Below are 22142 nucleotides of genomic sequence, written 5' to 3'. Positions count from 1 at the left end.
TCAACCCCCTTCCCGGGGCCCGATACTCGCTAGTTACCTCGGATCGTCCCATGTGCGCGCGCACGTGCTCGTACGCGTGTGCGCCGCGTCCCGGGCGTGTCACGGCCGACGCCGCGCGGGAGCGGCGGGCCCCGGGCCCGCGCCCCCTCCGGCCCGGAGCGGAGCGGTTGGGGCCGCGCGGAGGGCGCGGAAGGACCCGCTCCCGTCCCTCCGCCCGTCCCCTGAGTTCCCGCGCCGCGCCGTCCGGGACGGGCCGCCACAGGTGCGGCTGTTCGCTCCGCGCACGGGAGTTACCCGCGGGTCACCGCCCTGACCTTCGGGGTTACTCCTACGTGTCCGCGCGGTCACGAATGGCACCCGGTTCCGATGGCCGCATCCGGCCACGAAACACCCCTTGCCAACACCGCTTTTCCGTGTTGCGGAAGCGATGCGACAGAAAACTACAAGGTCAGACACACCATCACCATGCGTCACATAGTGCATTTCATTCGATCATCCGATGACCCAATCATCCCTAGAAAGACAGACCCTCGCATCCACCCTTCCGCTATCCAGGTTGCGCACTTATGGTGTGGATTCGCTTACCGAGTGTCTTGGCGACATGGTCCTCGGTAGGCACATCGTGGGGCCGGGCCCCCTGCACGGCCCCACCGGAGTCCGACGTCCTCGCCGGCGGGCGTCGGGCCCCGAACCCCCGTCAGTTCCCCAAGGAGAGTAGGGATCTATGCGACCCTCCCCCGCTATCTCCGCTATCGGCACCGGCGCACTCGCGTTCGGTCTGGCGTTCTCCGTGACGCCGGGCGCCAGTGCGGCGACCGTACCGGCCGAGCCAGCGAGCGAGGCCCAGACGATGATGGAAGCGCTGCAGAGAGACCTCGGCCTCACCCCGCTCGGGGCCGAGGAGCTGCTCTCGGCGCAGGAAGCCGCCATCGAGACCGACGCCGAGGCCACCGAGGCCGCGGGCCAGGCCTACGGCGGCTCCCTGTTCGACACCGAGACCCTCGAACTCACCGTGCTGGTCACCGACGCCTCCGCCGTCGAGGCCGTGGAGGCCACCGGCGCCCAGGCCACCGTGGTCTCCCACGGCACCGAGGGCCTGACCGAGGTCGTCGAGGCGCTCGACGAGACCGGCGGCCGGGAAGGGGTCGTCGGCTGGTACCCGGACATGGAGAACGACACCGTCGTGGTCCAGGTCGTCGAGGGAGCCAGCGCCGACGGCCTCATCGAGGCCGCGGGCGTGGACCCCTCCGCCGTCCAGGTGGAGGAGACCGATGAGACGCCGCGCCTGTACGCCGACATCGTCGGCGGCGAGGCGTACTACATGGGCGGCGGACGCTGCTCGGTCGGGTTCGCCGTGACCGACGGCTCCGGCGCGGGCGGATTCGTGACGGCGGGCCACTGCGGCACCGTCGGCACCGGCGCCGAGAGCTCCGACGGCAGCGGCTCCGGAACCTTCCAGGAGTCCGTCTTCCCGGGCAGCGACGGCGCCTTCGTCGCGGCCACCTCCAACTGGAACGTGACCAACCTGGTCAGCCGGTACGACTCCGGCAGCCCTCAGGCCGTGTCGGGTTCCAGCCAGGCCCCGGCCGGCTCGGCGGTGTGCCGCTCCGGCTCCACCACCGGCTGGCACTGCGGGACCATCGAGGCCCGCGGCCAGACGGTGAGCTACCCGCAGGGCACGGTCCAGGACCTGACCCGGACGGACGTGTGCGCGGAGCCCGGTGACTCCGGCGGCTCGTTCATCTCCGGCTCGCAGGCCCAGGGCGTCACCTCCGGCGGCTCGGGCAACTGCACCTCCGGCGGCACGACCTACTACCAGGAGGTCACCCCCCTGCTCAGCAGCTGGGGGCTGTCCCTGGTGACCGGCTAGCGCTCCGGTAGCGCCCACGGCGCCCCCGTCCACGGCAGTGGGCGGGGGCGCCCTTTCTCGTGGGGGCGCTTCTCTCGGGAGCTTCGCGTGGGCACGCCTCGTATTCGTGCGCGCGCGTCCACGACCGCCCTTTCCCGGATTCGCGCGAGCCCTTGGGCCGTGCCGCACGAGCGCGGGCCCGCTCTTCTCCGGGAGCACGCGCGAGGACCCCCACGCCGTCGAAGCGGCGCGGCGCGGACGCCGCTCCGGGAGCACACACGGGAGCCTCAGGCGTCCCGCAAGCCCCTCGCGTGTCCGGGTCCGGCCACGGGCGCGTCCGCCCTCCCCCGGGGCCGCACCTGCCCGGAAGGCCTCCGACGGCCGCCCCTGACCTTTGGAGTTACACCCCTGTAGCCGTGGTGTTACGGATGGCACCCGGTACCGGCGTCCGCATCCGGCCACGGAGCACTCCTTGACACGGCCGCCCCACTCCACTCCGTCACCGGACGAACGCGAGGATCGCAAGGTCGCACGCAGAGCGACTACGCGTAGCCATCGCGAAACGAAGGGTCATCGGACAATCCCTCGTCCTTCTGAATGAATACACACCCCACGGGTCTTTGCAGCGTCAAAGTGTGCACTTATGTTGGTGATCGTTTACCGGACGTCTCGGTGAATTTCGGGAATCGGATCAACTTCGACCCCCGAAAGGGGCTTTTCGCTCCTACAGGAACGCGGAGCCCCGAATCCCCCGTCTATCCCCCTTGGAGAGTAGGGACCCCCATGAGACCCTCCAGCATCATCTCCGCCGTGGGCACAGGAGCCCTGGCCTTCGGCATGGCACTGGCCATGGCCCCCGGAGCCCTCGCGGCGCCGGCCCCCGTCCCCCAGACCCCCGTCGCCGACGACAGCGCCGCCAGCATGACGGAGGCGCTCAAGCGCGACCTCGACCTCACCTCGGCCGAGGCCGAGGAGCTGCTCTCGGCGCAGGAAGCCGCCATCGAGACCGACGCCGAGGCCACCGAGGCCGCGGGCCAGGCCTACGGCGGCTCCCTGTTCGACACCGAGACCCTCGAACTCACCGTGCTGGTCACCGACGCCTCCGCCGTCGAGGCCGTGGAGGCCACCGGCGCCCAGGCCACCGTGGTCTCCCACGGCACCGAGGGCCTGACCGAGGTCGTGGAGGACCTCAACGGCGCCGAGGTTCCCGAGAGCGTCCTCGGCTGGTACCCGGACGTGGAGAGCGACACCGTCGTGGTCGAGGTGCTGGAGGGCTCCGACGCCGACGTCGCCGCCCTGCTCGCCGACGCCGGTGTGGACTCCTCCTCGGTCCGGGTGGAGGAGGCCGAGGAGGCCCCGCAGGTCTACGCCGACATCATCGGCGGCCTGGCCTACTACATGGGCGGCCGCTGCTCCGTCGGCTTCGCGGCGACCAACAGCTCCGGTCAGCCCGGTTTCGTCACCGCCGGCCACTGCGGCACGGTCGGCACCGGCGTGACCATCGGCAACGGCACCGGCACCTTCCAGAACTCGGTCTTCCCCGGCAACGACGCCGCCTTCGTCCGCGGCACCTCCAACTTCACCCTGACCAACCTGGTCTCGCGCTACAACTCCGGCGGCTACCAGTCGGTGACCGGCACCAGCCAGGCCCCGGCCGGCTCGGCCGTGTGCCGCTCCGGCTCCACCACCGGCTGGCACTGCGGCACCATCCAGGCCCGCAACCAGACCGTGCGCTACCCGCAGGGCACCGTCTACTCGCTCACCCGCACCAACGTGTGCGCCGAGCCCGGTGACTCCGGCGGCTCGTTCATCTCCGGCTCGCAGGCCCAGGGCGTCACCTCCGGCGGCTCCGGCAACTGCTCCGTCGGCGGCACGACCTACTACCAGGAGGTCACGCCGATGATCAACTCCTGGGGCGTCAGGATCCGCACCAGCTGACCCCTTCTCCGACACGTCCCCCGTCCGCGCGCAGGCGCGGGCGGGGGACGCCCATGTGCGGCGGCCCCGGGCGGCCGGAAACCTGGGGCTCGCGCGGACGGCGGGCGCGAGCCGGGGAGGCGCGACCGGACACGGCCCAGGCCGGGCCTCAGGGGGCGCGGTGGACGACGCGGCCGTCGAGCACCGTCATCCACGCGTCGACCTCGCGCAGCCGCTCGGCGGGCAGGGACTCCACGTCGCGGTCCAGCACCACCAGGTCGGCCAGGTGCCCGGCGCGCAGCGCGCCCAGGCGGTCCTCCACGCCGAGCGCGTGCGCGGCGTCCAGGGTGTGGGCGCGCAGGGCCTCGTGCAGGGTGACGGCCTGCTCGACGCCGATCTCCCGGCCCTCGCGGGTGGTGCGGCACACCGCGTTGGCCACGGTGTCCATCGGACGCAGGCTGGAGACGAAGGAGTCGCTGGAGAGCACCGGGCGCAGCCCCAGGTCCAGTTCCTCGCGCATGGGCTGGAGCCGGTGGGCCCGCTCCCCCAGGCGGCGCAGGAAGTCGCCCCCGCTGTCGTACAGGAAGTTGGGCTGGTTGACGGGGATGACGCCGTAGTCGGTGAAGCGCTTGGCCTGCTCCGGGGTGGGGTAGCCGCAGTGCTCCACGCGCGGACGCGGGTCGGGCCCCGACACCCGCGCGGCCGAGGCGATGGCGGCCAGGGTGTGGTCCATGGCCGCGTCGCCCTGGGTGTGGACGGCGACCTGCCAGCCCTCCGCGGCGGCCCGCGTGACCAGGTCCACGAGCTGGTCGGGGTGGTGGTAGAGGCTGCCCGCGAACTCGCCGTGCTCGCCGTAGGGGACGCTGAACTTGGCGGTGCCGCCCAGCAGGGTGCCGTCGGAGTAGAACTTCATGCCGGTCAGCCGCAGCCAGTCGTCGCCGAAGGGGCTGGCCAGCCCGGCGGAGGTGAGCGCGTCCAGCTGGTGGGACAGCGGCATGCCGAACGTGCGCAGCGGCAGGGTCCCGGCCGCGCGGGCGGCCCGGTACACGCGCAGCTCGCGTGCCGAGACCTGCGGGTCGCACACGGTGGTGACCCCGGCCGACAGGTAGGGGTCGGCCGCGGCGGCCAACCAGCCCAGGAGCTGTTCGGCGGGCAGGTCGGTGTGGAAGTTGGGCCCGTGGCAGCCGATGTCCACGGCCAGGGGCAGCAGCAGCTCCATGGCCGAGTCCAGGACCATGCCCGTCAGGCGCCCGCCCTCGTCGCGCACGAAGGAGCCGCCCGCCGGGTCGGGGACGTCCTCGCCGATACCGCTCCAGGCCAGAGCGGCGGAGTTGACCACGGCCTGGTGGCCCGAGACGTGGTAGACGATGACCGGGTGCTCCCCGGTGGCCCCGTCCAGGTCGCGGCGGGTGGGCCGCCCTCCCGGGAACTTGGCGTCGTCCATTTGGAAGGCGCGGATCCACTGGCCGGGCGGGGTGCGCTCGGCCTCGGCCCCGATGACGGCGACCAGGTCGGCGGCGCTGCCCACCCGGGGGTACCCGGCGTCGACGGCGGCCAGCGACTCGGCGGTGGAGAGCAGGTGGTTGTGCGGGTCGATGAACCCGGGCAGGACGGTCCGTCCGCCCGCGTCCACCTCCACCGCGCCCGGGCCCGCGGCGGCGCGGGCGGCCTCGGTGTCCCCGGCCAGGCGGACCCGGCCCTCGCGCACGGCCACGGCGCGGGCCCGGGGGTTGGCGTCGTCCATGGTCAGGACGTTGGCGTTGTGGATGAGCAGACCGGACACGGGTGGGATTCCTCCTCGGTGGGCTGGCGCCGGGCCGGTCGGCCCGGCGGCGGTGCGGGGGGACGCGCGGCGGTCGGGCCGCCGCTCGCGGGCCCGGCGGTGCGGGCCGCGGGGCCCGAGGTCACAGGGGCGTGAGGTCGCGTCCCCCGGCCCCCTGCGGGCACGAAGCGGGGGCCTCAGGCGGCGGCGAGGTCGCTGTCGCGGTGGCGCGGCGCCCTGGCCAGGCACAGGATGCTCACCACGGCCATGACCATGAGCAGGCCGGCCACCGGCAGGATGCTGCCGGTGGCGGCGAGCAGGGCGGTGCACACGATCGGCGACAGGCCGCCGAAGATCGCCCCCGCGACCTGGTAGGCGATGGAGATGCTGGTGTAGCGGGTGCGCGGCGGGAACATCTGGGCGAGCACGCGGGCGATGGGCCCGTAGACCGCGGCCATGGCCAGGCGCATCACGCACAGCACCACGAAGATCAGCACGGTGCTGCCGGTCTCCAGCACCAGGAACTGGGGAAGCGCCAGCACGATGACGCCGACCAGTCCGATGGTGACGACGCGGACGGTGCCGAAGCGGTCGCCCAGCCAGGACACGCCCAGGGTCGCGACGAGTTCGACGAACGCGGCCAGGCTCAGGCCGCTGAGGATGACCTGCTCGCTGATACCGACCTCGGTGACGCCGTAGGCCTGGAGGAAGGTGGTGACGACGTAGTAGCCGCCGACGGCCACCGGCAGGATGCCGATGCCCAGCAGCAGCGGGCGCCAGGAGCCGCGCACGGCCTCGCGCAGCGGCAGCTCCCGCGGCTGGTCGGTGTCCTCGCGCATGGCCTCGAAGACCGGCGACTCCTCCACCTTCAGGCGGATGAACAGGCCCACCAGGACCAGCAGGACCGAGGCGAGGAAGGGCAGGCGCCAGCCCCAGGTGTGGAGCAGGTCGGCGTCCCAGGCGGCGATGAGCCCGAACGAGCCCGTGGCCAGCAGCGCACCGGCCGGGTTGCCGAGCTGGGCGAAGGAGCCGTAGAAGGTCTTGCGGTTCTCGGGGGCGTGCTCGACCGCCATCAGGACGGCGCCGCCCCACTCCCCGCCCACGGCGATGCCCTGGACGAAGCGCAGCAGGACCAGCAGCGCCGGGGCGATGAACCCCGCCTGCTCGTAGGTGGGCAGCAGGCCCACGCAGAACGTGGCCGTGCCCATCATCAGCAGGGTGATGACCAGCGCGGACTTGCGGCCCAGGCGGTCGCCGAAGTGGCCGAAGACCAGGCCGCCCAGCGGTCGGGCGAAGAAGCCCACCGAGAAGGTGGCGAAGGAGGCCATCAGGCCGATCACCGGGTCGGTGCCGGGCGGGAAGAACAGGGTGCCGAACACCAGGCTGGCGGCCGTGGCGTAGACGTAGAAGTCGAACCACTCGATGGTGGTGCCGACGAAGGCCGCCACGGCCGCACGCGCGGGGTGCGAGGACGTGGGGGCGGTCCGCTCTGACATGTGTACTCCGTTGCGCGTTCGGTGCGGCCCCGCGCCGGGTCGGCCGGTCGGCGGGCGCCGCGGACCGGCGCGGCACCGCCGACACGTCGCGGACGGGCGCCACCGCGGGTCACGACCGATGGTTCGGGTGTTGTTGTGACCGTAGACACTCCCCGGCCATCCGCGCCGGGACGGTGTGCACCGTGCCAGCTGTTACACATGTGCACAGTGCACAACCCGCGAGGCAGGAGGTGGGGACGTTGGCGATCACGGTCCGCGACATCACGGCCGACCCGGACCTGGAGGTGCGGGCGGCGGCGGGCCGCTCCGGCCTGGACAGGGCGATCCGCTGGGCGCACGTGATCGAGCTGCACGACCCGGTGCGCTGGCTGCGCGGCGGGGAGCTGGTGCTCACGGTCGGGCTGGGGCTGGGCGCCGACGAGCGGGCGCGCCGCGCCTACGTGCGCCGACTGCACGGGGCCGGGTGCGCCGGTCTGGGGTTGGCCGTGGACGTGTGGCGGAGCGAGGTTCCGCCCGAGGTTCTGGAGGAGGGCGACGCCCTGGGCCTGCCGATCCTGCGTGTGGAGGGCGAGACCCCCTTCGTCGCGGTGGTGGAGGCGGTGGCCGACCACTACGCGGCGGAGCGCACGCGCGAACAGCACCGGGTGCTCACCGCGCAGGACGCGATGGCGCGCGCGTCGCTGCGCTCGGGTCCGGCCGGGGTGATGGGCGAGCTGTCCTCGGCCACCTCGGGGGCGTCGCTGCTGCTGGACCGCAACGGGATGACGAGCGCGGCCGTGCCCGACACCGAACCCCCCTGGCACGCGCTGGTGCGATCGGCCCTGGCGGGGCGCCCGCGCGGGATGACGGTGCTGGCCGACGGGGAGGCGAGCGTCCTCCTCCAGACGCTGGGGCCCACCGGCCGGACCCTGGGCTGGCTGGCGCTGCGCTGCCCGTCCCCGGTGACGCCGCACGTGCGCATGCTGGCCAACCACGCGGCCTCACTGCTGGCGGTGGACCTGCTGCACTCGCGCGACGCCCGGCGGACGCTGTACCGCGAACGCGCCCCGGTCCTGCTCGCCGCGGTGACGGGGCGGCCCCGGGCGCCCCTGCCCCTGCCCGCCCCGCCCTGGGAGGTGGTGTGCCTGCGGGACCCCTCGCCCGACCGGCTGCTGGACCACGCGGTGGACGCGCTGACCGACGTGCTCGGCGACACCGGTGCCGCGCGCAACGGCGGCCTGTGCGCCCTGGAGGACGTGCTGGTGGCCGTCCTGCCCGACAGCGGGAGCGCACCCCGCCTGGGCAGGCGCCTGTTCGAGGCGCTGTCCGCCCCGGGCGGCGGCCCGGTCGCGGCCGGGGCCTGCACCGCCCGGGGGCCCGACGACCTGTCCTCGGCCGTGGACCGGGCGCGCCAGGCCGCGACGGAGGGGTACCGGCACGTGGACGAGACCGACGCCTGGGCGCTGCTGCGCTCGGCGGTCCCGGCCGAGGGGGCGCGCGCCTTCGACCAGGCGGTCCTGGGCAGGCTGCGCGCCCACGACGTCCGCAACGGCACGGAACTGGCGCACACCCTGCGCCACTACCTGGACAACAGCGCCCAGGTGGAGGCGACCGCCCGGGACCTGGGCGTGCACCGCAACACCCTGCGCTCGCGGCTGCGCGCCGCCGAGCGGGTCATGGGCCGCCGCCTGGACGAGCCCCGCACCCGCCTGGAGCTGTGGACCGCCCTGAGCCTGGAGCCCGTCCGCTGCCACGACGGCACCTGGCACACCTGAGGCGCCCCGGCGACGGCCCGGACACGGGCGGCGGGCGGGCGTCCGTGTCCCCCGGGGCGGCGGACGCCCGCCGGTCAGCGGCCTCCGGTGAGCACCGCCACCAGGTCGGCCGCGGTCGGGGAGGCGTCCAGCAGCTTCCCCACGTGTTCCTTGGTGCCCCGGCGCGGCTCCAGGGTCGGCACCCGCTGGAGCGAGTCGTAGCCCGGCAGGTCGAAGATCACCGAGTCCCAGGAGGCGGCGGCCACCTCGTCGGCGTACTTGGCCAGGCAGCGCCCGCGGAAGTAGGCACGGGTGTCCTCCGGCGGCTCGGTGACCGCCCGGTCCACCTGGGCCTCCTCCAGCAGGCGCTTCATCCGCCCGCGCGCCACCAGCCGGTTGTAGATGCCCTTGTCCGCCCGCACGTCGGAGTACTGCAGGTCCACCAGTTGCAGGCGCGGGTGCGACCACTCCAGGGAGTCACGGGAGCGGTAGCCCTCCAGCACCTTGAGCTTGGCCACCCAGTCCAGCTCGTCGGCCAGGCTCATCGGGTCGGCTCCCAGCCGGTTGAGCACCGACTCCCAGCGGTCCAGGACGTCGGCGGTGTCGGGGTCCACGTCGGTGCCGAAGCGGTCCTCCACGTACTTGCGGGCCTGGTCCAGGTACTCGCACTGGAGTTCCAGCGCGGTCATCCGCCGCCCGTCGCGCAGCCGCACCCGGTGGGTGAGGCCGGGGTCGTGCGAGACCTCCCGCAGGTCGGCCACCGGGGTCTCCAGGGACAGGTCCGCGCTCAGGAACCCGTCCTCGATCATCGACAGCACCAGCGCCGTCGTCCCCAGCTTGAGGTAGGTGGAGATCTCGCTCATGTTGGCGTCGCCGATGATGACGTGCAGCCGCCGGTACTGGTCGGGGTCGGCGTGCGGTTCGTCCCTGGTGTTGATGATGGGGCGCTTGAGGGTGGTCTCCAACCCCACCTCGACCTCGAAGAAGTCGGCGCGCTGGGAGATCTGGAAGCCGCTGCCCTGCCCGTCGGAGCCGATGCCGACCTTGCCCGCCCCGCACACCACCTGGCGGGAGACGAAGAACGGGATCAGGTGCCGGACGATGTCGCCGAACGGCGTCGACCGGTGCATCAGGTAGTTCTCGTGGCAGCCGTAGGAGGCGCCCTTGTTGTCGGTGTTGTTCTTGTACAGCTGGATCGGCTCGATGCCCGGGGTGGCGCCCGCCCGCGCGGCGGCGTCGGCCATCACCCGCTCCCCCGCCTTGTCCCACAGCACCGCGTCGCGCGGGTTGGTGACCTCGGGCGCCGAGTACTCGGGGTGGGCGTGGTCCACGTACAGGCGGGCGCCGTTGGTGAGGATGACGTTGGCCAGGCCCAGGTCCTCGTCGGTGAGCTGCGTGGGATCGGCGACCTCACGTGCCAGGTCGAAGCCGCGCGCGTCGCGCAGCGGGTTCTCCTCCTCGAAGTCCCAGCGGGCACGCCGCGCCCGGGCCGCCGAGGCGGCCAGATAGGCGTTGACCACCTGGGTGGAGGTGACCATCGCGTTGGCCCCGGGGTTGCCTGGTACGGAGATCCCGTACTCGGTCTCGATACCCATAATCCGCCGCACACTCATGGTGAGAGGTTATCCACCGAGGCGTGGTCTTGAACGCTTCCGCGCCAATTGTGGCCCAAGTGCCGTGTTCCGGGGCGTTGCGCGGTACCGCGGCGTGCCGTTTCCTCGCAGGTCACGGCATACGGAGGTCTCCTCCCGGCTGACGCGGGCACCGCTTCGGCGCACGGGACCGCCCGCTGCCGGGGGCGCTGTGGCCCGGCTCCGGAGCCGGGCGACGGCGCCCCGGGTGTGTGAGCGCGCCGACGCGCGGGGCCGCAGGCGTTCGTCCGGACCGGAAGGGCGCGCGGCCACCCGTGCCAGCCGCCGCCGGCGACGGGTTCCGGGAGCTCCCCGCGACGCCCGTCTACACCATGGAATAGAGAGCGATGAAGAGCACCGGAAGCACGAGGGAGAAAGAGGCGAAAACCTTCCCGAAGGCCTTTATGAAAGCGATCCTCAGGAAAGAGTAGTGCAGAATGAATCCGACGGCGAAGGCGGCGAGAGAGAGGATGACGTTTCCCGACGTCACCCCCCAGCTGAAGAACAGGGATATCGGCAGAGCTGCGTAGACGAGCGCCACGCAGGAAGCAGAAGCAAAGATGGGGGCACGCAGACCGGCCCCGGCATCCGGGTGTTCCCCTCTCCCCGACAGGAAGGAGGCGAGAACTCCGACGGCCGTGGACAGGGAAACGAGAACAACGTAAGCGATGAGGTGATCGGAGAAAAATTCCGCCGGAGGAGCGCCGGGGTTGGCGCCGAATGGAAGGTTGAGCAGAAGGCAGGCGTGCAGACCGCCACCGGCAGCTAGTCTGAACATCTTCTCAGTGGCGGTCATGCACGCCTCGCAGAATTTAGGGGTTCACCGTCGAACAATCCCCGCTGGCGGACGGGTCGCTGTGGTTGCCGTCGGTGAAGTTCATCGGAATCGGCGGAAGCGCCAAATAGCCCAATCCCCAGCTGGAGTGCTTGTGTACGCACGTGATGTGGGGGTACCGCATGCTGTTCAGGAACTGCCCGAAGGAAGGGGGAGGAAACTCTTGGATCGTGTGCGTCGCAATTATAGCACTGTGGCTGGGGGCGGCGTCCCTGGCCCCTACGTAACTGTACGACCCGTCAGCGTGAAGAATGACGTACAGCGCGATGTCGACAGACGGGGCCTCCCTTCCGAAGATCTCACACAGTGGATTCGAGGCGGCAGCCGACATGGAAAATTCAGCCGTGGTCCTGTTGATGAAAACCGAACTGACACCCAGCTCGTCCAGAGGCGCGGTCTCAGCATCCAGTTCTTCCATCGAACCGTCCTCCCGCTGAACATAGAGGGAGGATTCTCCCATGCTCAGGACGGGAAGCGCGCTCGGGTCTTCCCAGCCGAGGAACTCAGGAGGGCTCCCAGCGAAGTTCGGCAGACTGAAATCCGCCCTGACCGACATCCGGAAGCGGTTCGTGCTTCCGTTTGTCCATCTGGAGAAATCCCGGCCGTCCCCTCCGAAGTACAGGTCACCGGATTCCTCCTGCGTTGTGCCACAGAAGGGTGGCGCGGGGACGTAGTCGTCCTCGATGAAAGATTCCCACTCGAACTGACGCGACATCGTTCGCATGATCAGTACTTCTTGGAGGGAATCAACCTCTCCGGCCAGGTCGCCGCTTTCGGGGGGCAGGAAACCGGGCACCTCCACCACATGGTTCCGTGCCAACTTCTCGGGCAGGGGCGAGTCCGGGTCCCGCAGCGGAACCGGTTCGGCCCGCTCCTCGGACACCAGTCGGTAGGTCTCGGGCTCACCGGCGAAGTCGGGGTCGACGAACGACTCCTCCAGGTTCTGCGCACCGAACGTTCTGTTCTCCGGGTGTTCGAGCAGCGGAACCCCGTCGCCCCGGCTCCCGAGAAAGACTTCCAGACCCTCCGCGCTCGCGATCCAGCTGAGCTCCTGCGCCGATTCGGCGGCCCCGCCGGTACTGGTCCTGACCAGGGTTCGGGCGAGAACCCGCTCACTCTCGTCGATGGCGAGGATCCTGATCCGGGACACCTCTCGGGGGCCGAGGCCGTCGTAGACGAAACCAGGACTCTCCCCCCTGTAGAGGGGAGCCAGCGGATCCCTGTTCTGCTCGGGCTTGGGGATCTCCTCGAAAGCGACGTACTCCGCCGCGCCCGCCACCGGCGCCCACGAGAAAGTCAAGGAGTTCTCGGCCTCCGAGATATCGAGTTCCTGCACGCCTATCACCGATGGTTCGGCCAGCGCTGGAGAATGCAACAGGGGAAGAGCCAGTGAGGAAACGACGAGGACGGAAAGGAAACGGGAGTATCTGAACACGGGGGATCCATTCACTAGGGTGATGCGATCACATCAGCCCCGGAAGACGGGATCAAGGCCCAAGGGCCCTTGTCGCGCATCACGTTTCTCTGGGCGAGTGAGCGCGCCACCGGTATCCCCGCGTGTTCGTTGTGATCAGTGCAGTTCACAGGAGTTCCCCGTTATCCGGTGGAGGCTGCCGGGGCCAGCCCCGTGGTCTTACGTGAATTGCGCCACGCCGAGTACTCCAAACGCACCGGGACTGCGCACTTCCCGACCAGGCTGCTCCTTTACACAACCAACTCCAACAAGCGACGAATACCGCCTGCCCCGAAGCTGAACAACGACTCCTGCCGTCCAGCGCGATCCTATTAATAACATCAGCCCCACGGGACTCAGTGGTTACGCATGGAACACGGCTTCCGTCATCGCTCCACCGCGCCGATCACGACAGTCCATGTCACATTTGCACCAGGCAGCCATCAAACGGGTGTTGCACCCGCGAATGCCGCTCCCAGTCCCTTTCGCTCCCATGAGGAAGAGAGTGGCGCTTCACCCGGGTCCGTCCTCTCCCCGGGAAAAACGAACGGGCCCGGCCGCGTGAAAGGGGGGCGGCCACGGGTTTTCTTCCTCTGGGAACGGGTAGCAGGGCACGACAGGGTGGAGGCTCTCGTGCCCGCACCTGTTCGCCCGCGCGGCAGGGCCCTTCCTCCCCCAGCCGCGAACACACCCGGGGAAAGCCACTCATGACCGTCACCATCGTGTCCCAGCCCGTGCGCGTGCTGACCACTCCGCGCGAGATCGACCTGAGCGTGCGCGACCATCTCGCCCGGGCTCTGGAAAGAGCCGTGACGTGCGAGCCCGGGCACGTGATCGTGGACATGTCCTCGACCACCTTCTGCGACTCCTCCGGTCTCAGCGCACTGGCGCGGGCGCTGCGCTGCGCCTCCGCGAGCGGTTCGACGATGAGCGTGGTCGTGCCCCACCGGAGTGTGCGCCGTGTCTTCGACCTGGTGGGGTTGGGAAAGGCCGTACCCCTCTACGCGAGCCTGCGGGAGGCCCAGGCGGCCGGGGGCGGGTGACGCGGCCCCGTCCGGCACGGGGCGGGCCACGTGGCGCCCTCCGGAAGCGGATGGGCCCCAGGGCCCGCCCGCCCCGGAGGGGGCCGCGTGGTGTCACGCCGCGGGGAACATGGTCACCTGGGTGACGGTGCGCCCGTTGGCCTGGTCGATCCTGGCCTTCCAGGAGTCCAGTGCCACCTCTTCCCCCGGCTCCTGGGGGATGTGGCCCAGCACCGCGATGACCAGGCCGGCGACGGTGACGTAGTCCCCTTCGGGCAGGTCGTCCAGGTGGATGTCGATGTCGGGCAGGTCGTGCACGGGATAGGTCCCGGGCAGGGTGAAGGACCCGTCGGCGTTGCGGGTCACGGTGCGAATGTCGGAATCGGTCTCGTCGTAGATCTCCCCGACGATCTCCTCCAGCAGGTCCTCCAGGCTCACGATGCCGTCGACACCGCCGACCTCGTTGATGACCACGCCCAACTGCTGGTGTTCGGCGATCATGCGGCGCAGTGCCAACGACACCACCAGGGAATCGGGCAGGAGCAGCGGTTCGCGGGCCAGTTCTCCGGCGTCGGCCCCACCGCGCACCAGGTCGGACCAGTGCACGACACCGAGCACGTCGTCCAGGTCGTCGTCGCTCACCACCGGCGCCCGGGAGTGCCCGTGTTCGGCGAGCATCTGCGCCGCCTGGGCCGCGGGCGTGCGGGCGGGGATGGTGAACACCTCACCACGGGGAACGACGACCTGGCGCAGGCGCCGGTCGTCGATCTCGAAGGCTCCGGAGATGATCGTGCGCTGCTCCCGGGTCATGCCCCGCTGGGTGGCGAGCATGTCGCGCAGCTCCTCCTCGCTGACCTCCTCCCTGGCCGCGGAGGGGTCACCGCCCGTCAGGCGCACCACGAGGTTGGTGGAGACGCTCAACAGCCACACCACGGGGCGGGAGAGCATGGCGAGCAGGTCCAAGGGACGGGAGACCAGCACCGCCCACGTCTCGGCCCGCTGCATGGCGATGCGCTTGGGCGCCAGCTCTCCGAAGACCAGCGTGACGAAGGACAGGAGCACGGTGACCAGGACGATCGCCACCGGGCTGGCGGCCGAACCCAGGAAGCCCAGGGGCTCGATGAGGGGCTGTGCCAGGGACACGGCCGCGGTGGCCGAGGCCAGGAAGCCGGCGAGGGTGATGCCGATCTGGATGGTGGCCAGGAAACGGTTGGGATCCCGTGCCAGGCGAGCCACCGCCCGGCCGCCGGGACCCCGTGCCGCCAACTGTTTGATCTGCCCTTCCCGGAGGGTGATCAGGGCGATCTCGCTCCCCGCGAACAGGGCGTTGACGAGAACGAGGACAAGGACGAGGCCGAGTTGAACCCCGTAGCTTTCCATAACTGCTGTCGTCTCCGATGCTGTAGTGCTCTGGCACGGCACCCGTTCGGGCCGTGGCACCAGAGCCTCTCACAACCCCGCCCAGGGACCGCCCTCGGCTGTCAGCCGGATGCGAACGGGCGCCGGCAAGGCCACTCCTCGGCCCGCTCCGCCTCCGGAAAAGTGTCAACACCCTGCTAACACGGAGACCGGAAACAAGCGGCACGAGAAGGGGCCGACCGGAAGTTCCGGTCGGCCCCTCAAGGCGCTCTCAGAGTGCGTTTCTACAGGTACTGGCCGGTGTTGGGCACCGTGTCGATGCTCCGACCGGAGTCCGCGCCCTTCTTGCCCGTGACCAGGGTCCGGATGTAGACGATGCGCTCGCCCTTCTTGCCGGAGATGCGCGCCCAGTCATCGGGGTTGGTGGTGTTGGGCAGGTCCTCGTTCTCGCTGAACTCGTCGACGCAGGCCTGCATCAGGTGCGAGACCCGGATGCCCTTGGACTGCTGGTCGATGAAGTCCTTGATGGCCATCTTCTTGGCCCGGGAGACGATGTTCTCGATCATCGCGCCGGAGTTGAAGTCCTTGAAGTACAGGACCTCCTTGTCACCGTTGGCGTAGGTGACCTCCAGGAAGCGGTTCTCCTCGCCCTCGGTGTACATGCGCTCCACGACCCGCTGGATCATGGCGTCCACCGTGGCCCTGGCCGAACCGCCGTGCTCGACGAGGTCCTCGTCGTGCAGCGGCAGGTCCGTGGTGATGTACTTGCCGAAGATGTCGCGGGCCGCCTCGGCGTCGGGCCGCTCGATCTTGATCTTGACGTCCAGGCGGCCGGGCCGCAGGATCGCCGGGTCGATCATGTCCTCGCGGTTGGAGGCGCCGATGACGATGACGTTCTCCAGGCCCTCCACACCGTCGATCTCGCTCAGGAGCTGGGGCACGATCGTATTCTCCACGTCGGAGGACACGCCCGAGCCGCGGGTGCGGAAGATCGAGTCCATCTCGTCGAAGAAGACGATGACCGGAGTGCCCTCGGAGGCCTTCTCCCGTGCGCGCTGGAAGACCAGGCGGATGTGCCGCTCGGTCTCGCCCACGTACTTGTTGAGCAGCTCGGGGCCCTTGATGTTGAGGAAGAAGCTCTTGCCGACGTCGCGGCCGGTGCGCTCGGCGACCTGCTTGGCCAGCGAGTTGGCGACCGCCTTGGCGATGAGCGTCTTGCCGCACCCGGGAGGGCCGTAGAGCAGCACGCCCTTGGGCGGGCGCAGCTTGTGCTCGTAGAAGAGCTCCTTGTACAGGTAGGGCAGCTCGACCGCGTCGCGGATCATCTCGATCTGCCCGGAGAGGCCGCCGATGTCGGTGTAGGCGATGTCGGGGACCTCTTCGAGGATGAGCTCCTCGACCTCGGACTTGGGGATGCGCTCGTAGACGTAGCCCGAGCGCGGCTCCAGCAGCAGCGAGTCGCCGGGGCGGATCGCCTCGTCGCGCAGCGGCTCGGCCAGGCGGACGATCCGCTCCTCGTCGTGGTGGGAGATCACCAGGGCGCGCTCGCCGTCCTCAAGGATCTCCTTGAGCATGACGACCTCGCCGACGGTCTCGAAGGACTCCACCTCGACGACGTTGAAGGCCTCGTTGAGCATGACCTCCTGGCCGGGGCGCAGGTTGTCCAGGTCCACGGAGGGACTGACGTTGACCCGCATCTTGCGGCCGTTGGTGAAGATCTCGACGGTCTCGTCCTCGCGCGAACCGAGGTAGACGCCGAAGCCCGACGGCGGCTGGGCCAGCCGGTCGACCTCCTCCTTGAGCGCCACGATCTGCTCGCGCGCCTCCTTCAAAGTGGAGACGAGCCGTTCGTTCTGGCCGTTGGCGGCGGCGAGGTTGGCCTGTGCCTCCCTCAGCCGCTCCTCCAGCAGGCGTACATGCCGGGGCGAATCGGCGAGCTTGCGCCGAACAACGCTGAGTTCCTTTTCCATGTAGGAGACCTGGGCCGTGAGTTCTTCGACTTCACGGTCCCGGTCGCTCTGACGCTCGTCGTCGCGCTCAGCCACGTCCGCCACCTCCCTATGAGGAACTACATCGGAGCCTACCTACCCTCGCCCTATTCCTAACCTCCCAAGGCCGCAGAGTGTCGTAGGCCTCATTTCCAGGTCTTGCGTCATCACAGGTCAGAGTGCTACCGGATGACCCGACGTAATGAGAACGTAACCTCTGGGTCCGGCCACGGGCAAGGAGTCCGCCCCTTCCGGGCGATCCCTCCCCGCGCATGTCAGCGGACCCGCCCGCACACGCCGGAGCCCGCCCGGGCGGGTCCCCGTGGGGACCGCGCCGAGGACGCACGCTGAGGAGCGGCGTGCGGCCTGCGCGGGCGGGCTCAGCCGGTGGGCTCGGGTGAGGAGCCGGGAATTCAGCCGCGGGCGCCGCCCTCCGGGGCCCGAGGGTCGACGGTGTCCCCCGGGGCCTGCGGGCCGGAGGCGTCGGCCGCCCCGCCGGACTCCTCGACGCCCCGGGGCGCCTCGGGGACCGCCGTGTCGGTGGCCAGCGCCCGGACCTCCTCGGCCGGGGCCGCCTCCCCCGCTCCGTCCGCGCGCCGGTCCTGCTCGCGCGCGGCGGTGAAGTCCTTGCCGTAGGCGCCCTTGGCCGGACGGCGGCGGCGCTCGGGGGCCTCGGCCCCGTCGGCCAGGCGGCGCGCGACCACCAGGAAGCCGGTGTGCCCGATCATGCGGTGGTCGGGGCGCACCGCCAGACCCTCCACGTGCCAGGTGCGCAGCATGGTCTCCCACGAGCGCGGCTCGTAGAAGCGCGGGTCCTCGCGCAGCTGCTCCACCACGCGCGAGAGCTGGGTGGTGGTGGCGACGTAGCAGCACACCAGCCCGCCCGGGATGAGGGCGTCGGCGACCGCGTCCAGGCACTCCCAGGGCGCGAGCATGTCCAGGAAGACGCGGTCGACGTCGGTCTCGTCCAGCTCCTCCACCAGATCGCCGACGGTGAGCTTCCAGGCCGGGTGCGGACCGCCGTGGAACCTCTCCACGTTCTTGCGGGCGATCTCGGCGAAGTCGGCGCGGCGCTCGTAGGAGTGCACCATGCCGCTCTCACCGACCGCGCGCAGCAGCCAGTTGGACATGGCCCCCGAGCCCGCCCCGGCCTCCACCACGCGCGCGCCGGGGAAGATGTCGGCCTCCACGAGCACCTGGGCGGCGTCCTTGGGGTAGACGATGGTCGCGCCCCGCTTCATCGACAGGGTGTAGTCGATCAGCAGGGGGCGCAGCGCCACGTAGGCCGTGCCGGTGTTGGAGCGCACCACACTGCCCTCGGGCTGTCCGATGAGGTCGTCGTGGTCGACCTTGCCCTTGTGGGAGTGGAAGGCGGCGCCCTCTCGCAGGGTGATGGTGTGCATGCGACCCTTGGGGTCGGTCAACTGCACGGTGTCGCCGTCGGTGAAGGGGCCGCGGCGGCCATGGATACCGGTCAACGTCGCTCTCGTCTTCCCACGTCGCTATTGGTTGGCAGGGCGATCGCCCAGGGTATCGGCCCCCCGGTACCGCGGCGAACGGGCCCGGGGCGCCCTCGCGTGCGAAATCCCCGCTCCCAGGGCAGTATTCAGCCTGACGGGCCCCTGACCGCGCCCGACCACCACACGAGGACCACGGGAGAAGACAACCCATGTCACAGCTGACCACGGGGCTGGGAATCGACATCGGCGGCAGCGGGATCAAGGGCGCGCCGGTCGACCTGACCACCGGCGAGTTCCTCAAGGAGCGGATGAAGGTCCTCACCCCCGACCGCTCCGACCCCGAGGCGGTGGCCGAGATCGTGCACGGGATCGCCGAGCACTTCCCCGAGGCGGCGGGAATGCCCCTGGGAGTGACCTTCCCGGGCGTGGTGCAGGGGGGCGTGGTGCGCACCGCGGCCAACCTGGACAAGAGCTGGATCGACACCGACGCGCGGTCGCTGTTCGCCGAGGCCACCGGCCGCCCGGTGCGCGTGCTCAACGACGCCGACGCCGCCGCCGTGGCCGAGACCCGCTACGGCGCGGCCAAGGACGTGCCGGGGGTGGTGCTGATGACCACCCTGGGCACGGGGATCGGCACCGCCCTGGTGGTGGACGGGCGCCTGGTGCCCAACACCGAGTTCGGACACCTGGAGATCGACGGCCACGACGCCGAGACGCGGGCCTCCTCGGGCGCCAAGGAACGCGAGGAGCTGTCCTACCGCGAGTGGGCGACCGAGCGGCTGCAGCGCTACTACCGGGTCGTGGAGGACCTGCTGTGGCCGGACCTGATCGTGGTCGGCGGCGGGGTCAGCCGCAAGGCGGACAAGTTCCTGCCGCTGCTGGACATCCGCACGCCCGTCGTGGCCGCCTCGCTGCTCAACACGGCCGGGATCGTCGGCGCCGCCCTGGCCGCCGCCGAGTCCGAGACCGGCTGAGGCTGCCCGGGCCACCGGCCCTAGGGGTGCGGGCGCAGCCCCCTGACCACCTTGTCCACGTCCCCCCTGGGCCCGTACACGGCCACGGCGCCCCCGGCGCCGGGGGCGTGGACGCCGGTGCGCGGCTGGGGTGCCGCTGTCGGAGGCCTCCGCGCGGTCGGGGTTCACCGACCAGAGCCACCTGAGGCGGTGGTTCGGCCGCTCCTACGGGATCACTCCGGGGGCGTTCCGCGCGGCGGACCGCGCCCGCTCAGCCCTCGCCGACGGACAGGGACAGGGCGACCACGATCCGCCGCGCGGCGGCTGAGGTGTGCGCGACCGGTGAGATGGGCACGCCCGCCAACGCCGTGGGCAGTCCGTCCTGGAGCGGCCAGCGCATCCACCACCACAGGTCCCCGCGGTGGGGCCGCAGCAGGGCGCGGTGGGGCCGGGCGCTGGGACCGGCGTCCACCGCCCCGCACAACCCGTCCTCACGGGCCTCCACCCCGCGTGAGCGCAGCTCGGCGGCCAGCCCGCGCAGGGCGAGGTCCGTCAGCTCCACGCGGTCCACCGGCCCGGCCGTACCCGGGTCACACTTCGGACTCGGACTCCCCGCCGGCGGGGTCTCAACGGTCAACGGGACTCCCCTCCCCTTCCCAGACGCCTTCTGGGACCAACGACCCTTGCACTCTGCCGTATCCGGAGGGAAAACCGCCGGTCCTATGCGGATCACGCATACGTACTTCTTTCTTACACATAGCCACCAGCGGCGCCCGGAGTCCCTAACCTAAGCTCATGTCCCAACCAGACGGCGTTCTTCCACCGGACCTGTGGACACGCCCCCGCATGGCGGGTGCCCTGGCCACCTGTGACATGGCGACGGTCATCGAGGGCGTGCGCGCGGCGCACGGCTGGTCCCAGGGTGACCTCGCCCGCGCGATCGACTACTCCCAGAGCTGGGTCTCGCGCGTGGTCAACGGCCAGCAGTCGCTGACCATCAGCCAGGTACACGACCTCGCCCGACGCCTGGGCATCCCGCTGCACATGCTGCGTTTCGGCGGCACCGCGCCCCAGGCCCGTCCCGCAGAGAAGGGGGTGGACACCACGAGGCGCCGCGACTTCGGACGCGCGGTGGCCGCGGGAGCCCTGCTCACCGCCGCCACCGTCGCCACCGGTGCGGCTCCGGCCCCGGTGGCGTCGGACCCGTGTCCCGACACCGTCAACGAGGCCACCGCGCCCTCGCTGCGCGCCATCACCGGGGGCCAGCGCCGCATGGACGCCACCTCCCCCTCCCGCCACCTGCTGCCCAGCGCTGTGGCGCACGTGCATCTGGCCGAGCACATGCGTGGGCAAGCGCACGGGACGCCCTTCCACGGCGAGTTGAGCGCCGCGGCCAGCGAGGCCTCCGGCTTCGCCGCCTGGCTGCACGCGGACCGGGGGGACATGGGATCGGCCAGGGCGCACTACCGCACCGCCGTGACGCGCGCGCGCCAGGCGGACATGCGCCTGCTCGACGTGTACATGCTGGGCTCCCTGGCGGCCTTCGAGACCGACACCGCCGAGGACCACCACCTGGGCCTGGGACTGGTCCAGGAGGCCGAACACGTCCTGGGCCCCGCCGCCCACCCCACCGCGCGCGCCTGGCTGGCCTGCGTGGGGGCGCTCGCGCACGCCGGGAACGGGGACGGCGCGGCGGCCGCGCGCGCCCTGGGCCGGGCGGAGCGGGAGGTGGCCCGCTCCGCCAACACCGACCCGCCCTGGCCGTGGGTGTTCGCCTTCGACGAGACCAAGGTCGCCGGTTACCGCGCCCGGGTGGGCGTGCGGCTGCGCCAGCCGCACGACGCCCGGCGGGCCTTCGCCGAGGCGTTCGCACCCGAGGGGGGCAACCCCAAGCAGTCCGCGGTCCTCCAGGTGGAACTGGCCTCGGCGCACGCCGACGCGGGGGACGTGGACGAGGCCTTCCACCTGGTCCACGAGGCGCTGAACACGGGCGTGCGCTACGAGTCCGAGCGGATCATCGGCCGGGTCCGGGCCTTTCGCCGACGCTACTCGGGAACCCGGGCGCGCTGCGCGGCCTCCCTGGACGACCGGCTCCTGTCCCTGGTGAGGGGCGCCGCCGCCCAGGGGTAGGAAAGCCGCGAAGCGATCATCAGGGAGGTCCCGTGATCCACATCGGAGTCACCGGTCACCGCGACCTGGCCCCCGGCGTGCGACGCACCGTCACCGCGCTGCTCACCGCCCACCTGGAGCCCTACGGCTGCGAGATGGTGGGCCTGTCCCGCCTGGCCGACGGTGCCGACGCCGCCTTCGCCGAGGCCGTCGTGGCCGCCGGAGCCCCGCTGGAGGCGGTCATCCCCGCCTCCGGCTACCGCCAGGCGCTGCCCGAGGAGCACCGCCCCGTCTACGACCGCCTCCTGCGACAGGCCGTCCTCGTGCACACCCTGCCCCACACCGAGTCCACGCCCCAGGCGCACCTGGAGGCCGGAAGGCTGCTCGTGCGGCGCTGCGACCAGCTCGTGGCCGTCTGGGACGGCCGGCCCGCGCGCGGCCCCGGCGGCACCGCCGACGTGGTGGCCTACGCGCGCTCGCTCTTTCGTCCGGTCTCGGTGCTGTGGCCCGAGGGCGCCCGCCGCTGACCCCGGTTCGGCAGCGGCCAACCGCGCCGCGCGAGTCCCAGCCGCGCC

Annotated in this window: 16 protein-coding genes; 7 read left to right on the top strand and 9 right to left on the bottom strand. The window is 71.2% G+C overall.

The window, feature by feature from the left end; all coding sequences use genetic code 11:
- Window positions 1–724: 724 nt before the first annotated feature.
- Both EV372_RS21840 and EV372_RS21835 read left to right on the top strand, forming a co-directional pair.
- Window positions 725–1870, top strand: a complete 1146-nt coding sequence (locus EV372_RS21840; protein ID WP_130397535.1) for a S1 family peptidase — start codon at window positions 725–727, stop codon at window positions 1868–1870.
- A gap of 762 nt (window positions 1871–2632) precedes the next feature.
- Entirely contained in the window at window positions 2633–3787 is a 1155-nt protein-coding gene (locus EV372_RS21835) for a S1 family peptidase (protein ID WP_130397534.1), read from the top strand.
- A gap of 148 nt (window positions 3788–3935) precedes the next feature.
- Here the strand turns inward: EV372_RS21835 and EV372_RS21830 are convergent, their stop codons facing one another.
- Together EV372_RS21830 and EV372_RS21825 are read right to left on the bottom strand one after the other, a co-directional pair.
- Complete coding sequence (locus tag EV372_RS21830) at window positions 3936–5549, bottom strand: amidohydrolase (protein ID WP_130397533.1); 1614 nt, start codon at window positions 5547–5549, stop codon at window positions 3936–3938.
- A 176-nt stretch (window positions 5550–5725) separates the two neighbouring features.
- Window positions 5726–7024 (bottom strand): MFS transporter, encoded by a 1299-nt coding sequence (locus EV372_RS21825; RefSeq protein ID WP_130397532.1) that lies wholly within the window; start codon window positions 7022–7024, stop codon window positions 5726–5728.
- Between the two features lie 239 nt (window positions 7025–7263).
- Between EV372_RS21825 and EV372_RS21820 the strand changes: the two genes are divergently transcribed.
- Window positions 7264–8778: a PucR family transcriptional regulator gene (locus tag EV372_RS21820; protein ID WP_130397531.1), complete on the top strand. Its 1515-nt coding sequence runs from the start codon at window positions 7264–7266 to the stop codon at window positions 8776–8778.
- A gap of 74 nt (window positions 8779–8852) precedes the next feature.
- Here the strand turns inward: EV372_RS21820 and dop are convergent, their stop codons facing one another.
- The 3 genes from dop to EV372_RS21805 all read right to left on the bottom strand — a co-directional run bounded on the left by dop (window position 8853) and on the right by EV372_RS21805 (window position 12658).
- Entirely contained in the window at window positions 8853–10370 is a 1518-nt protein-coding gene (gene dop / locus EV372_RS21815; protein ID WP_013152525.1) for a depupylase/deamidase Dop, read from the bottom strand.
- 343 nt (window positions 10371–10713) lie between these two features.
- Window positions 10714–11184, bottom strand: coding sequence for a hypothetical protein (locus tag EV372_RS21810; RefSeq protein WP_130397530.1), 471 nt, complete (start codon window positions 11182–11184; stop codon window positions 10714–10716).
- Window positions 11185–11200: 16 nt separating this feature from the next.
- Complete coding sequence (locus EV372_RS21805) at window positions 11201–12658, bottom strand: DUF3238 domain-containing protein (RefSeq protein ID WP_130397529.1); 1458 nt, start codon at window positions 12656–12658, stop codon at window positions 11201–11203.
- A 725-nt stretch (window positions 12659–13383) separates the two neighbouring features.
- On the opposite strand from EV372_RS21805, the gene EV372_RS21800 reads away from it, so the two are divergent.
- Complete coding sequence (locus EV372_RS21800; protein WP_130397528.1) at window positions 13384–13719, top strand: STAS domain-containing protein; 336 nt, start codon at window positions 13384–13386, stop codon at window positions 13717–13719.
- A gap of 93 nt (window positions 13720–13812) precedes the next feature.
- Here the strand turns inward: EV372_RS21800 and EV372_RS21795 are convergent, their stop codons facing one another.
- The 3 genes from EV372_RS21795 to EV372_RS21785 all read right to left on the bottom strand — a co-directional run bounded on the left by EV372_RS21795 (window position 13813) and on the right by EV372_RS21785 (window position 18523).
- On the bottom strand, window positions 13813–15078 hold the full coding sequence (locus EV372_RS21795; protein ID WP_130397527.1) for a hemolysin family protein: 1266 nt from the start codon (window positions 15076–15078) through the stop codon (window positions 13813–13815).
- 263 nt (window positions 15079–15341) lie between these two features.
- Window positions 15342–17111 carry a proteasome ATPase gene (gene arc, locus EV372_RS21790; protein ID WP_019609145.1) on the bottom strand — a complete coding sequence of 590 codons (1770 nt, stop codon included), beginning with the start codon at window positions 17109–17111 and terminating at the stop codon, window positions 15342–15344.
- Between the two features lie 347 nt (window positions 17112–17458).
- Window positions 17459–18523 (bottom strand): tRNA (adenine-N1)-methyltransferase, encoded by a 1065-nt coding sequence (locus tag EV372_RS21785; RefSeq protein ID WP_130397526.1) that lies wholly within the window; start codon window positions 18521–18523, stop codon window positions 17459–17461.
- Between the two features lie 191 nt (window positions 18524–18714).
- Here EV372_RS21785 and ppgK point away from each other — a divergent pair, with 191 nt between their 5' ends.
- Window positions 18715–19479 (top strand): polyphosphate--glucose phosphotransferase, encoded by a 765-nt coding sequence (gene ppgK / locus EV372_RS21780; protein WP_130397525.1) that lies wholly within the window; start codon window positions 18715–18717, stop codon window positions 19477–19479.
- 250 nt (window positions 19480–19729) lie between these two features.
- Here ppgK and EV372_RS21770 read toward each other — a convergent pair whose 3' ends face one another.
- Window positions 19730–20095, bottom strand: coding sequence for a hypothetical protein (locus EV372_RS21770; protein ID WP_130397524.1), 366 nt, complete (start codon window positions 20093–20095; stop codon window positions 19730–19732).
- A 209-nt stretch (window positions 20096–20304) separates the two neighbouring features.
- Between EV372_RS21770 and EV372_RS21765 the strand changes: the two genes are divergently transcribed.
- Both EV372_RS21765 and EV372_RS21760 read left to right on the top strand, forming a co-directional pair.
- Window positions 20305–21588, top strand: a complete 1284-nt coding sequence (locus tag EV372_RS21765) for a helix-turn-helix domain-containing protein (protein WP_130399043.1) — start codon at window positions 20305–20307, stop codon at window positions 21586–21588.
- A 32-nt stretch (window positions 21589–21620) separates the two neighbouring features.
- On the top strand, window positions 21621–22094 hold the full coding sequence (locus EV372_RS21760) for a hypothetical protein (protein ID WP_130397523.1): 474 nt from the start codon (window positions 21621–21623) through the stop codon (window positions 22092–22094).
- The last annotated feature ends 48 nt before the right edge of the window (window positions 22095–22142 follow it).

It is taken from the genome of Nocardiopsis sp. CNZ308, assembly GCF_004217075.1.
The sequence above is the reverse complement of the archived record's forward strand: the minus strand, read 5'-3'. Positions and strand labels throughout refer to the sequence as shown.